The 13144-nt window shown below is 60.3% G+C and carries 14 protein-coding genes and 1 pseudogene; 9 read left to right on the top strand and 6 right to left on the bottom strand.

The genetic code is table 11. From position 1 onward, the window contains the following. Positions 1 to 19: 19 nt before the first annotated feature. Positions 20 to 763 (top strand): annotated as a pseudogene (locus ACNJYB_RS31020) (ATP-binding cassette domain-containing protein); the annotation flags it as partial. Here the strand turns inward: ACNJYB_RS31020 and ACNJYB_RS31015 are convergent. Further along, positions 716 to 826, bottom strand: coding sequence for a hypothetical protein (locus tag ACNJYB_RS31015; protein WP_439370343.1), 111 nt, complete (start codon positions 824 to 826; stop codon positions 716 to 718). The pseudogene ACNJYB_RS31020 and the gene ACNJYB_RS31015 overlap by 48 nt on opposite strands. Here ACNJYB_RS31015 and ACNJYB_RS31010 point away from each other — a divergent pair. Further along, entirely contained in the window at positions 811 to 1830 is a 1020-nt protein-coding gene (locus tag ACNJYB_RS31010) for an ABC transporter permease (protein WP_439370342.1), read from the top strand. The two genes, ACNJYB_RS31015 and ACNJYB_RS31010, sit on opposite strands and share 16 nt — an antisense overlap. Before the next feature lie 146 nt (positions 1831 to 1976). On the opposite strand, the gene ACNJYB_RS31005 is transcribed toward ACNJYB_RS31010, so the two are convergent. The 3 genes from ACNJYB_RS31005 to ACNJYB_RS30995 form a co-directional block, all read right to left on the bottom strand. After that, positions 1977 to 2342 (bottom strand): hypothetical protein, encoded by a 366-nt coding sequence (locus ACNJYB_RS31005; RefSeq protein WP_439370341.1) that lies wholly within the window; start codon positions 2340 to 2342, stop codon positions 1977 to 1979. 1421 nt (positions 2343 to 3763) lie between these two features. Beyond that, the gene (locus tag ACNJYB_RS31000; protein WP_439370340.1) at positions 3764 to 3961 is read right to left on the bottom strand and encodes a hypothetical protein; all 198 of its coding nucleotides are present in this window, start codon (positions 3959 to 3961) and stop codon (positions 3764 to 3766) included. Positions 3962 to 4186: 225 nt separating this feature from the next. Further along, entirely contained in the window at positions 4187 to 4825 is a 639-nt protein-coding gene (locus tag ACNJYB_RS30995) for a response regulator transcription factor (RefSeq protein WP_439375685.1), read from the bottom strand. Positions 4826 to 5041: 216 nt separating this feature from the next. Between ACNJYB_RS30995 and ACNJYB_RS30990 the strand changes: the two genes are divergently transcribed. The 6 genes from ACNJYB_RS30990 to ACNJYB_RS30965 all read left to right on the top strand — a co-directional run bounded on the left by ACNJYB_RS30990 (position 5042) and on the right by ACNJYB_RS30965 (position 8645). Next, positions 5042 to 5431: a response regulator transcription factor gene (locus ACNJYB_RS30990; protein WP_439370339.1), complete on the top strand. Its 390-nt coding sequence runs from the start codon at positions 5042 to 5044 to the stop codon at positions 5429 to 5431. A gap of 345 nt (positions 5432 to 5776) precedes the next feature. Continuing rightward, positions 5777 to 6100 (top strand): helix-turn-helix domain-containing protein, encoded by a 324-nt coding sequence (locus ACNJYB_RS30985; RefSeq protein ID WP_439370338.1) that lies wholly within the window; start codon positions 5777 to 5779, stop codon positions 6098 to 6100. A gap of 949 nt (positions 6101 to 7049) precedes the next feature. Further along, positions 7050 to 7385 (top strand): cytochrome d ubiquinol oxidase subunit II, encoded by a 336-nt coding sequence (locus tag ACNJYB_RS30980; RefSeq protein ID WP_439370337.1) that lies wholly within the window; start codon positions 7050 to 7052, stop codon positions 7383 to 7385. Continuing rightward, a complete protein-coding gene (locus ACNJYB_RS30975) occupies positions 7382 to 7951 on the top strand; it encodes a cytochrome d ubiquinol oxidase subunit II (protein WP_439370336.1) in 570 nt (189 codons plus the stop codon). The genes ACNJYB_RS30980 and ACNJYB_RS30975 overlap by 4 nt, the downstream gene beginning before the upstream one ends. A 92-nt stretch (positions 7952 to 8043) precedes the next feature. Then, positions 8044 to 8463 (top strand): TetR/AcrR family transcriptional regulator, encoded by a 420-nt coding sequence (locus ACNJYB_RS30970; RefSeq protein WP_439370335.1) that lies wholly within the window; start codon positions 8044 to 8046, stop codon positions 8461 to 8463. Further along, complete coding sequence (locus tag ACNJYB_RS30965; protein WP_439370334.1) at positions 8382 to 8645, top strand: hypothetical protein; 264 nt, start codon at positions 8382 to 8384, stop codon at positions 8643 to 8645. The genes ACNJYB_RS30970 and ACNJYB_RS30965 overlap by 82 nt, the downstream gene beginning before the upstream one ends. 4 nt (positions 8646 to 8649) lie before the next feature. Here the strand turns inward: ACNJYB_RS30965 and ACNJYB_RS30960 are convergent, their stop codons facing one another. Continuing rightward, entirely contained in the window at positions 8650 to 9282 is a 633-nt protein-coding gene (locus tag ACNJYB_RS30960) for a TetR/AcrR family transcriptional regulator (protein ID WP_439370333.1), read from the bottom strand. 427 nt (positions 9283 to 9709) lie between these two features. Beyond that, entirely contained in the window at positions 9710 to 10366 is a 657-nt protein-coding gene (locus ACNJYB_RS30955; RefSeq protein ID WP_439370332.1) for a response regulator transcription factor, read from the bottom strand. Between the two features lie 221 nt (positions 10367 to 10587). Between ACNJYB_RS30955 and ACNJYB_RS30950 the strand changes: the two genes are divergently transcribed. Then, complete coding sequence (locus ACNJYB_RS30950; RefSeq protein ID WP_439370331.1) at positions 10588 to 12555, top strand: acyl-CoA synthetase; 1968 nt, start codon at positions 10588 to 10590, stop codon at positions 12553 to 12555. The last annotated feature ends 589 nt before the right edge of the window (positions 12556 to 13144 follow it).

The raw sequence follows: 13144 nt of genomic DNA, 5'->3' as shown, positions 1-13144 counted from the left end.
TTCCTGGGACGGAAAAGCCATGGCGGAACGGCTTGTCGAGTTGCGGGACATCAGTAAGTCGTTCGGACGCATTCGCGCTCTGAGCGGCGTGAATCTTCACGTCGACAGGGGCGAAGTCGTGGGTCTCGTCGGCGATAATGGTGCCGGAAAGTCGACGCTGATCAAGATTCTCTCTGGCGTTTTGCAGCCGTCGTCAGGCGAAGTTCTCCTTCGCGGACAGCCGGTGACAGGCTGGAGCGCGGCACATTCACGTGATGCCGGTATCGAGACCGTGTTCCAGGATCGCGCACTGGCCTTACAGCAATCGGTTGTCCGCAATATCTTCATGGGCCGTGAAATCGCGGGCCGCTTCGGCTGGTTGAAGCTCGGAGAGGAACTGCGGGAGGCCGAGCGCTTGATGCGGGAGATCGGCTTCACCTCGCGCCTGCTTTCACCGCGGTCGATCGTCGGACAACTCTCCGGGGGAGAGCGGCAAGGCGTTGCGATCGCCCGTGCCATCTACAACAAGGCCGAGTTGATCATCCTAGACGAGCCGACCGCGGCGCTGTCACTCGCCGAGACCGCGAAGGTATTTCGCTTCGTGCGCCAGCTGAAAGCGAACGGGCGGTCGGTCATCTTCATAGGTCACAACATCCACCAGGTTTATGAGATTGCCGATAGATTCGTCGTGCTCGACCGCGGGCGGATAGCGCTCCAGAGCCTGCGTACTACACTGTCATCGGCGGAAGCGCTGATTGCGCTGATGGAGGAGGTGGCGCGACCGCCTACGGTGTTGGCGGCTGCCTCGGTCGAGGACGTGGAGAGACCACGGTGAGCGAGCTTGCACATTTGCGAAAAGAGCCCGAGAGGCAGGGCGATGCTGCTACCGGTGCTCCGCTATGGCGCTTCGTCGACGCTAACCGGGCGTCACTCGGAACGCTTGCGGTCTTTCTGGCCATGATGGCCGTCTTCATCGTCGCGAACCCGCGCGTGTTCACCGAATGGACGATATACCGATCCGTATTGACGACCCTGCCAGTGGCGCTCTTCCTCGTCGTTCCACTGGTGTTCGTCGTGACGGTGGGGGAAATCGACCTTTCCTTTCCTGCAACGATGGGATTCGCGGCCTGGATCTTCGCACTTGTGGTCCACGCCGGCTTCTCACCTTACCTGGCTGTCGTGGCAGGCGTCGCGACTGGCATGCTTGCGGGCCTCGTAGTCGGATCGATTGTCGTCTATTTCAACCTGTCGTCACTGGTCGCCACGCTCGGCATGAACTTCGTGCTTCGCGGGGTCATCCAGATCGCCAACGAGGGCATGCCGATCGCCTTGACGTCTCTGAGCGAAACTTCGCTGCGAAGAATATTTTCGAGTGTGGTGTTCGGCGTGCCAAGCCAGGCCCTCTGGGCGCTCTGCTTCGTGGTCTTCGCCGCACTGCTTTTCAACAGGCATCGCTTCGGTGCCCATGTGAAGATCGTCGGCGACAATCCCGAGAGCGCGCGCCAAATGGGGATCGACGTCGATTGGGTCAGGGTCAAGACCTTCGCTCTCGTCGGACTGGGGGCGGCGCTTGCGGGAATATTTTCGACGCTCATCAACTTCACGTGGTGGCCGACTGCGGGCGAAGGCTACTTCCTGCCGGCACTGGCTTCGGTATTCGTTGGTGGCACTCCCACCTGGGGGGGAGTCGGTACCGTGGCAGGAGGAGCGATCGGCGCCTTGATCGTTTCGTTCATCCAAAGCGGGGTGGTGGGGGCGGGACTTTCCGGGTTCTACGTTCAGTTCTTCGATGGCGTTATCATCATCCTCGCCCTGATCGGACATCGCTGGAATCAGGCGCGCTATCGATAGGTGTTCTCCGACCCCGCGTCAGGGAGCGTGATGTGTAGTTAATCAAGTGTGGCGGCCGCGGCTTCCGCGTCCTTTTAGCTCCTTGGGGCTGGAAGGCGCTATTCGGCCGCCATGACCGCGGCCGCCGCACGGTTTCAGTCGGCTTCCTAGCTGTCACCTCCTTTGGAGGTCATCAACTCGTTGGCCGACAGAAACGTCCCGATCATGGACAGCGATAGCGTCCACATCTGCGTCGCATGGCGCCAGTACTCGACGGCGTTCAATACGGCAACCGATTCAACCGCGCGTCGTTGGGATGCGGCAATGCCATTCGGCGCAGACTCAACCTTGAAGTCGAACACCGGCCACCGTGCGAACGCAGTGGCGACCTGGTGCCTTCGAAGGCATTCCTCGTCACAAAAGCGCGCGTGCGAATGTACGTGCCGCACGTGGCCCGACCGAAGTCGTCGAGCGCAGCCCGTGCAGGAGGAATCGCGCGATAATGGTTCATCGTTGACCAACATGAACTTCACGGTCGGGTCTCCAACTCATGACCACAAAAATTCTCGTTGCGCCCTGCGCGCCAAACGAAGCTCAGTCCGCCGGTCAAACTGTCTCGCGACTCCTCGTCGCGATGCCGCAGGTAGCATGCGTACCCGCAATAGGGCAGTCGGGTTGCCGTGTCTCGCAGGTAGTTGCCGCCAATCTTGTCGCAGCATTGAAGGCAAAACGTGGCATTGATCGGGGTTCTACCATTCACCAGGACGAACCTCATGTTGCGCCTCCCAGCCCGAAGCAATAGACGATCCCAGAAGGGGAGATGGCTGGGGGCGGTGCGCAGAGGTGGTTTCGCCCCTCCGGATTGTCCCGGTTTCGCTCAACCTTCTCAGGCGGTACCGGAAGGTACTTTCCGTCTTCCCTCCGCCGCGCATAGAGCTTGCCATCCGAATACTGCACTTCCGTCGGAGAGCAGTCCGCATCGTTGCAGCAGCTGAGCGTCGGATTATCCGGCATGCGCCAGAACTTCTCGTGAAGCGCGCGGTCTTCGGGTGGATGATGGCGATGAGCCGGATCCTGTCCTGCTTCTTGAGCGCTGACGGCCGTAGCCCATGCGAGCGGGAACATCCAAAGGAGACTGCGCGGACCGATCATGACATAGCCATCTGCTGTTGAACCATCGACCAGTTGTCATTCGGCACGACTCACTTTAGGTGCCGCAGGACGAACAAATGGCGGCAGTCGTACCTGCCGCTCCTCCTGAACCCTTCGAGACGTCGCTTCGAGTGAACCTGGGTCCGGCCCGAACAATGGCCGATCAGGCGAAGGCGTCAGCGACCGAGAGCGCAGGGGGTTGTTGAATCTGGGCGTTCGAGGAGTTCCTGGGCAGGGCGCCTTGCGACCCTTCCTTGACATTCAGAAGGGTCGAGAGCGGCGACGACGCCCGATTGCCGTTGCACCGTAAGCAAAGAAGAAGTTCCGACTTTGCGTCGTAATGGTCCGCGAGGTCTTGAGGCGAATAGGGACAGCGTGTGCAGACTGCGACTCTCATATGCGGCTCCTGGCGAGTTCTCGGCGTGAAATTTGATAGGGCTTCGCTTGGCACTCCACTCAACTCAACTATCTTGCAGGCGATACGGACGAACGATGGCTGAACATGCCGCAGGCTCCTCCCGCAACGTGCTAGAAGCTCTCTCTGCTGGATCGCCTCGATGGCCCCGTGCGCGCCGGTTGCTCGGCTTGGTCGAACACGGATCTGCACGAGCTGCTCAGCTCTGAACGCCGCTGCCTCAGGCAGCTTGCGACATCCGCCGGATCAGGGATGTAGCTGCTGCAGAGCCGAAAAGCGTCCGGTGCGCATGCGGCCTGCTGCTCTGGGGTGCCGCGGTTGTCCTGTGCAAGTGCGTTGGCGCTACAACAAACGACGCCAAGCAGGGCCAGGGAAATGTATTTCAGTTTAGAAGCCATGCCTGTTCAGTCCTTCTTGCTTCCCACCAAGGTGCGTCAGTGCCGCTTTGAATGATGTATACTGTGTCACCAGGATAACAGCGGTGAGCAGCGACAAACTGAAGCCGATCAACGCTATTGCAACAATCGCGTTCACGCCGGCCAGGATCAGAGAGGCACCAAGTTCAAACCAGGTCGCTGCCGCCATGTGACTGCTCGCCTCTGAGGTTCGTCTTGTGCAATATCCATGCTGCGCCGGAGACGATCCATTGCGCCTAGGTCTTTTGATGTTGGCTAGTGGACTGGCGAGCTAAGCCTAAGCTTAGAAAAGAGGAGAGGAATTCCACCATCGATTTGGCGAGGAGCGCGTTCGTGTGCGAGACAGCGACGGAGCAGCCAGAATCTCGACCTGGATATTTCGAGGTAATGATGTCTAGGAGCCCGAGGGTCGTTCGGGTGCAAGGCCGAGTGCGTCGGCCATCCGGCTGAGCTCGGGAAGCGAGCGCGCCTTCATCTTCCGCATCAGATTGGTCCGATGCACCTTTACGGTCGACTCCGCAATGCCGACATCGTTGGCGATCTGTTTGTTGAGACGGCCGGCCGTCGCCTGGATCATGATCTCACGCTCGCGAGGGCTCAATGTCGCGAAACGCTGCCTGAGTACGTCCAGCGCCTTGTCGCTTTCGCGGCGAGACCGGTCCCGCGCGAGCCCTGTCTCGATCGCGTCTAGGAGATCCTGATCGCGGAACGGCTTTGTCAGGAATTCGATCGCGCCGCCTTTCATGGCGCGCACGGTCATCGGGATGTCGCCGTGCGCGGTGATGAAAATGATGGGAAGTTCTCGATGCGCCGCGGTCAGCTCGCGCTGGAGATCGAGCCCGCTTCGTCCAGGCATTCTGACATCGACGAGGAGACAGGTCGGGCCATCCGGGATGTCGCCGCAACTCATGAAGTCGGAGACGCCTGAGAACTGCCGAATGTTCAGACCGACCGTCCGCAGCAGCCGGCCAACCGAGTCACGAAACTCGGCATCGTCATCAATGATCAAGACACTGGGCTTCTCATCCAGCATCTCTGCACCCTGCGTTGGGAGCGGCACGAGCTTGGCATCCTGAACCTGATCTTACCCGAGATCCGACGGTCTAAACAAGGGTACGCCTGGCCTCAGCGGCTGATCGGCATAAGCCATAGTTTAGAAGCAGCGGGATTGCTTTGTTCTTCCGGCAGTTAGAGACTGAACTGCATGCAGGCGCGGAGTGTGCCGGCGGGCCAACTGCCTGGAAGCACCATGCCGAACAGGAACCAGAAGCTCATAGCGATCGTCGAGGATAATCAGCCTTTTCGCGATTCCATGCAGAAGCTGATCACACTGCTCGGCTATACGGTTGAAGCGTTCCCTTCGGCCGCGACTTATCTGGCGTCGCCCGCGGTCGGCAGAACCGCGTGCCTCGTGGCTGACGTCAATATGCCGGGGATGACGGGTCCAGAGCTCCACAGGCACCTCAAGAATGTCGGGTTCAAGATTCCTACGATTCTGGTCACTGCATATCCGGATGAATTCGTTCGGGACCGAGCGTTGAAGGATGGCATTCACTGCTATCTGAGCAAGCCGGTGGATGACGACCACCTGGAAAAATGCATCAGCTCGGCTGTGCAATCCGGTCGACCTTCCGAATAACACGAATAACACTCGTGTCTCCTCGAACATCGGTGCGGCTTGGTAATCCAACGAGCGAGGAGCTGCTGCCTTGGCTTAGTTGTTTGAGCCGGCCCTGGCGATACGATTCAGGCGTGAGCGTAACGAGCCAGAAGATTGATAGGTCTCGTTGCTGAGCTGGCTTTCCGCCGGAAAGCGATCAACGGGACCGAGACGCCGATGTTCGATGAACGGAGCAGCGAAGGGTCGCCTCGTCGCCAGGGTGATCTCGCTGTACGGCTTGCGTCGATCTTGGCGCCTCTTCCCAATGATAGCCCCGGCAAAGGGAACAGACCGAGTGCGCATAGAACCCCTGCGCGAGGCGGATTGCCGCCGCGAACCGTTCGAAGGATTCGCGAATATGTCGATGCGCACATCGATCAAAGCATCAGTGTCAAGGGACTGGCGGAGATCGCCAGCCTTTCCGTCTGCTATTTTGTCAGAGCCTTCAAAAAGTCAGTTGGCATCACTCCGCATGAATATCTCATGCAACGGCGGGTAGACCTCGCGATGAGCTTGTTGTCTGCGACCGAAATGCCATTGGCGGAGATCGCGGCAGCCGCAGGTTTCGTCGATCAAAGCCACTGTTCGAGGCGGTTCCGCCGAAGCGTCGGAATGTCGCCGCGCGATTATCGCCGCATGGCCTCATAAGTAGGGCTCCCGACCAACCGCTGAGGTCACCCCCGACATTCAGCCGCGAACAGGTCGTTGAAGGCGTTGATTTCCTTATCGAGCGCCTCGAGATCAGGATGCGGGCCGGATTCCGCAGTGCAGGCCGCGGCCGAGTGACGGGCCAGCACAGATTCCGCCAGGGCAGCAGCAAGAGCGCGGCACGCGGACTCATGATCCGTCGGTCCGGGGAGCCGCTTGTGCGTCGCTGCCCAGCCGGAGCGGGAGAATGCACTCGAGCCGGAAGATGGGCACTGCGAGGCGTGGCCGGGGGTGGCCGCGAGGTAAACCGCAACTGAAGCAACGAAGGTCGTTAGCCTGATCATAGTATCTCCGCCTCGTGTGTCTGAGGCGTCGTGTATCGAGAGACCGAAAGAGCTTCGCGTACAGGCTTGCGCTATTTCGTTCTCCGGCGCAGCCCTTTGGTTGGGCGATCGGACGCGACGCGGCTTGAAGAATGCGGAGCTGAGGTTGGGGCAACTCCGTACAAGAGGCGCGGCTGCGGCGCTGCTAGTGTCGTCCTGTCGAACCAGCAGGCGCCATTCCGCCGATCGGCGCGGCAATCGACGCATGACCCGCAAAGCGCCTTCTCTCCCGAGACGCTCCGGTTTGCGCAGTTCTGCAAATACCGGCGGGTCGCTCGAGCCGGCAGCGCGTTGCTGCCGGCTCCTTTTTTCGAGCATATTCACAGCACTGGAGAACAACGCGAGAAGCGAGTATCCAGGACATCGAGAGTTCCGGGGCACCCCGGGGTGAGCCACTGCTTAGCCATCTGTACTCGGGGTCGAATGGACCCGTCCGACCAAGGCAGGGAATATCAGCAGGCTCCGCCCCCTGTCGGAGCGCGGTTGGCCATCCTTTCGATGCCGCCGCCGGCTCCCGGTGAAGGAGGCCATCGTGACCACACTATGGATTTCAGCCCTTGCGATGAGTGTCGTTGCTGTATGGTCTGCTTGGCGGCATCGACCTTGGCGTTGGACTTCTATTCGGGCTCAGTCCCGACGAAAGATCGCAACGCATCATGTTGAGCGCGGCTGGCGAAGCCTCGCGAGGACACGAAGCGTGGCTTATCAGCGGAGGTGTCGTACTTTGGGGAGCATTTCCGGTCGCTTACTCCATCCTGATCCACGCGTTCTCTGTACCCGTGCTTCTGATGGTTGTTGGGCTCCTCGTGCGCGGTGTCGCGATTGCGCTTCGTCATAGGGTGTGGTGGATGTTGGGATCTGTTGCGGGTCCGTACTTGCGGCGTTCACGAAAGGCGCAATGATCGGTACTTTGGTGGATGGGCTTCCGGAGACGGCCGGCCGATACACGGGCCGGGGAGTCGAATGGCTGAGCGTGTTCCCCGTGCTTTGTGGCCTTGGCCTTTGCTTCGCATATGTGCTCCTCGGCGCCTGCTGGCTGCTCAAGACCTATGAAGGTGCCGCGCGCGAGCAGGGCCGCAGCTTCGTTCCTCGTCTTGCAGGCGGGTTGCTCGGCTTCTTCGCATTCCTGTTCTTCTATACAAGTGCCGATCTGGCGGTGTTGGTCCGTTGGCTGGAGCAGCCCTTTCTCCTCGCGCTTCCGGGGGTCGGGATCGTGACAGTCTTTCTGTTGGCTGTGACAGCACGTCATGAACCAAGCCAGCTTCCTCTCTACATGACTTTCCTGATCTTCGCGGCGGGCTTTGACACGATCTCGGTTTCGTTCTGGCCTTACCTTATTCCGTTTTCAGTCACGATCGAGCAAGCTGCTGCGCCACTCGCAACTCCGCCGTTTCATTCATGGACCGCTTTGCTAGTGCCGCACTACTCTTCATCTACGCGCTCAGGAATTTCGTCGGCTCTGACGTGAGGGTAGGCTTCGAGCAACAATGTGGATCCGAAGCGGCGATGGAGGCGCCGAGGCTTTCGTCATGACGCGTGATCGAGGAATAGGAGTAGCTGGTGGCGAACGAAATCAGGCGACCTGCGCGGGAGACCGGCCGAAATCGTATTGTTGACGCTGCGATTGAGCTTTACCGCGAGATCGGTCACGAGAAGGCCACTGTCGCGGATATAGCTCGCGAGACGTCGATGTCTTCGGCGAATGTCTATCGCTTCTTTCCCTCGAGGCAGGCCATCGAGGATGCAATCGTCGAGAAGCTTCTCGATCAGGTTGTCATTGCAGCAGCTGCCGCAGCGGGCGAACCCGACGAGGCCTTGCAGCGTCTGCCGCTCGTGCTGAGCCTCATCGCCAAATGCATGCGGATCGTGCGGCAAACGACGGTAGGCTGCATGAGCTTGTGGCCGTTGCTGCAACTGAGAAATGGCCGGTCACGCTGTCCTACATGGATCGGATTCGCGGGATCGTGCGCCCGCTCATAGCTGCTGGCCAGGCCGCCGGTGAGCTTCGACCCGGCAGCCCCCTGACGCTGACCTGCTGCCTGCTGGAGGCGATGAACACATACCTAAGCCCATCGCGCATCAAGGCGGCAGCCGTTCGGCCGAGCTATGAGGAGATGATGAGCTTCTGTGCGTCCGCGCTGGCCAGTCCAGGTCATGCTTGAGTAACTAGGCCGTCTCGCCCACCGCGAGGATGAAGCCGCCGCGTTCGCGCATGAAGGCGGGCAACTCGTTTTTCAGGTCGCCGGGTTTCTCCCCGAGCAGAGCTCGAAACAGCAGCGGCAGCAGGATGAGGTCCAGAAATATCTTGGCCGTGCCTTGATGCCGCTTCGGGCGGTGCGGCCGCTCCAGCGCGTCCTTGTTCAGAAGCCGGGACACGGCTTTGACTGATCGATCCCGCGCCGCGTGATGGAAGCTGCGGCTCGACTCGGGGAGGCGCTGGGCCTCGCCAATGGTGGCGCGCATCACGCCTAGAGACTCAGCGATGACTTGGTCGACGATTGCGCTGCCGAGGCTCACGAGCTTCTCCTCGATGGTATCGCCCTGAGGCGTGAAATTCTCGAAATCGGTCAGACGATCAACGGCGCGGGAAACCACCGCAGCGAAGAGAGCCTCCTTACCGGGAAAGTGGGCATAGATTGTCGGCTTACTCGCGGGTGCGAGCTCCGAGATGTCGTCGATGCTCGAACTTCTGTAGCCGCTCTGAAGAAATAGCTGGTGGGCCGCATCGAGGATGCGGGATGGAACGCCAGGAGCGTGATCGCCGCGGGGCCTACCCCGCTTAGGCCTCTTCCTGCTCATGCTTGATCTCCCAATCACGTGTCCGTGCGCGTACGTCCTCGAGCATCGACCTACGCCGTCAAGAAGCATGCTAAGTCAAACTATACGGTGTAGTATAATTGTGTCAATCGCGACAACGGCGTACTCGACCACCGCCTCGCCTGAGTGACGTTAATGGCGCTCATCCGCGCAATGCGGCAAAGCTGCTCTTCGCCGATGTAGAAGCCCTGCGACCCTGATGAAGACGGTGACGTTGACAACGGCAACCCAAGCCACTGGTTCGATGGACGATCCTCCAGAATTGCTGAAGTAGAGCAGGGGGCGAGCAGTGTCGGCGCGGCTTCGTCGCAAGTTCTCTCGGCAGCGCGAGCGCTCGCTTCTGACAGCAATCGGCTGAAGTCTGAGGTCGATCGGTTCCTGGTGACGGCGGGATGACGCCTTTCCGGGGTCATGGGTCCGGGCTAGATACAGTCGGTGATCCGTGAACGAGTCGTACCAGGTCGGTGATATTTCTCACCTCGAGCTTGCGCATGATGCGGTATCGATGATCGTGGACGGTGCGGTGACTGATGCCGAGCCGTTTTGCGACCTGCTTGCTCGATCGCCCGGCCGCCAACAGTCCAAGAACTTCTATTTCGCGGCTGGACAGCTGCTCGCGACCGCGAAATTGAACCCCTTCCGCAGCTTGCGTCAGCAGTCGGCTATCTCTCGTTTCGATCGTGCGTGCGACGTCGTCGATGCGTGCGAGTAATTCGGGGAACTGACGCAACTTGTCGAAGAATTCCAGTGCCCCAAGCCTGAGCGCGGTAACGGCGGTTGGTATGTCCGCTCGACCGGAAATCGCAAAGATGGGAGCCGGATAGGCCTCGCGCTGAAACGCTGCGAGCACGCCGAGCGCTGTTTGATCTGTCTGCTCGACGTTAATGAGAATGCAGAGTGGCATCCGCCGCCGCGCGGTCGCAATGAGCGTCGGCCCGTCGCCGAAGGCGACTAATCGGCGACCAGCCGCCGCCAGGGCGGCGGACAATGCGGTGCGGAACTTGAGATCGACATCGAGCGCATAGACGGTTTGCTCAATCCCGGGGCTCGGCTTGACTGGTCGCATCGGCAGTCTGGTTGCTTGAACCTTGGATAGCTCGCATTCGCCCGACACAGGGATCGGCAGGCCCGTTGACGTAACGAAATATACGGTATAGTTTAATATTCTGCCGCTGTGAATGTCAACACGGACGTACCATCGGCCCAAATGGCGGTCGCACTCGTCGCCCCTTTCGGAGCGATCCTCGTAGTTGCTGAAGCCGTCATGACAAACGGGAGCGAAGAGCCTTGGACAAGCCGACGATCGGGGAATTGGAAGCACTGAATCTGGCGCTCACGACCGCAACGGGCGGGACCTCGCCCGGTGTACGCGACATGGCCGACATCCTCAGGATTGAGGCCACGCCGCTTGCGATGCGGCAGCTACCCGAAACGACTTACGAGGTCTTCGCAACCAGCGCGCAGCGGTGGCCCGATCGGAGCGCGCTGACCTTCTTTCATTCCGCAGATGCTTATCAGCGTGCAGCGACATGGACCTATAAGGACCTTCTCGCCGACATCACCCGCGCGGCAAACGCGTTCCACGGCTTCGGTGTCGATGCCGATCATCCCGTTGCCTATGTGCTTCCGAACCTGCCAGAAGCACATTTCACGATCTGGGGAGGCGAGGCCGTCGGTGTGGTGCTTGCGGTCAACCCGCTGCTCGAGCCGGATCTGATTGCAGACATTCTTCGCGCGGCCAAAGTGCGGGTGCTGGTGACCGTCGCACCGTCGCCCGGTGCCGAGCATTGGAGCAGGCTTGCGCCGCACCTTTTGGGACTTTCCGAGCTTCGCGTGGTCGCCTTGGTGAATTCCCAGACCTACGCCGGAGCCGCTACCGCGACTTGGCTCGCCGCAGCGCTTCCGACCGTCCCAGGGGCAGAGTTCGAGATCGTGGACTTTACGGCCGCAATGCAGGCCCAACCCGCCGATCACCTGGTCGCACCCAGGACGGCCACGGAACGCACGGTGTCGTCTTACTTCTGCACCGGTGGGACCACTGGCGCGCCGAAAATAGCGGTCCGTCGGCACGGCAACGAGGTTTTCGATGCCTGGTCCGCCGGGCAGATGTTCGGTGAGCAACACGAGCCCCGCACGTATTTGTGCGGCTTGCCGCTCTTCCACGTCAACGCGCAGCTCGTCACCGGCTTGTTGCCTTGGATGACCGGCCACCATGTCCTGCTTGCGACGCCCGAGGGATATCGCGGCAGAAACATGATCAAGCGCTTCTGGGAGATCGCCGCGCATTACCGGATAGCGACGTTCTCCGGCGTGCCCACGGTCTATGCCGCGCTGCTTGAGGTGCCGATCGGTGGCAACGACGTATCGAGCCTTGAATATGCGATCTGCGGCGCCGCGCCGATGCCCGCCAAGCTGATCGAGGCATTTGAGGCCAACACCGGGCTCAAGATCATCGAAGGCTACGGCCTGACGGAAGGTACATGCGTCTCCTGCCTCAATCCGCCCCAAGGCATCCGGAAGGCCGGCTCGATCGGGCTACCCTTGCCATACCAGCAGATGCATGCGGTCATCCTCAACGAGGACGGGCGCTTTGACCGCATGGCGAAGATCGACGAGATCGGAACAATCGTCATCAAAGGACCGAACGTGTTCGAAGGCTACCTTGATCCACAACAGAACGTGGGTTTGTGGATCGAGATCGAGGGCACGCGCTGGCTGAACACCGGCGATCTCGGCCGAGAGGACAGCGCGGGCTACTTCTGGCTGGCCGGCCGGCGCAAGGAATTGATCATCCGGGGAGGGCATAACATCGATCCGAAGATGATTGAGGACGCATTGTGCAAGCATCCGGCGGTCGCCATGGCGGCGGCGATCGGCGGTCCTGACGCCTATGCGGGCGAGATTCCGGTCGCTTATGTACAGCTCAAGCCCGGTGCAGCGACCAATGAGCAGCAATTGCTGGAGTTCGCGGCAGGACACATTCCGGAGCGGGCGGCGATCCCGAAGCACGTGAAGGTCATGTCCTCGCTGCCCGTGACCGGTGTCGGCAAGATATTCAAGCCGGCCCTCCAGCAACGCGAGATCGAGGCCACCGTACGGCAGGAAGCGCGCAGCGTCGGCGCAATTGTCACCAGCGTTGCGTTCGCGCCGTATCCGCGCCTGGGACAGGTGGTGCGCATCCGCGCCGAAGAAGGCAGAGAAGCGCTGCACGCCGCCTTGGAGCGCTACACCTTCAAGTTCGAGGTGGTGGATTAGCCAACTCCGGGACTCTGCCCTCGGATGATTTTGATTGCTTTGGCCACCGTACGCACTTCAATATGCTTGCGATCAACCGCAACGCCAGCAGCGGCTAGGATGGCGAGATGCAGATACGCTTCTGCTGATCGCGAGTATTTAGATGTGCCCACAGTTACGGAATTCTTGCGGGATGATCTGGAGCCGGGGCGAAGGCGATCTGAAGAAAGCCCACCCAGTTGCGATCACTCACCATGCGCGCTTTGAAGCGGTCCAGACATTTTCTTGAACACAGCGGGGTTCGCCATGAATAATGCCGTATGAGGCCAAACCTGCCCTGACAAACTGCGCATCGCGCGGTTCTGCTGCATTCATGACTTTCGGAGCAGTTGGGCATTGCAATCTCCTCCTGGTTCTGACGTAGCTATTCTTCGATCGTTCTTTTGACCGGTGCCCGCAGACGTCCGGCGCGCTCTATCAGCGTACGCAGCCTAGAGCCGTCACCGCCAGCTGCTCAATTGGACGCTGGTCGTTGTTCGGCATCTGAATGGGGTACGGAACGATACGAAGGTCTATGCCGTGCTCTGAGGTGCCCCACGCTTGGAACGAG

The organism is Bradyrhizobium sp. SMVTL-02 (genome assembly GCF_051853005.1).
Classification (GTDB): domain Bacteria; phylum Pseudomonadota; class Alphaproteobacteria; order Rhizobiales; family Xanthobacteraceae; genus Bradyrhizobium.
The sequence above is the reverse complement of the archived record's forward strand: the minus strand, read 5'-3'. Positions and strand labels throughout refer to the sequence as shown.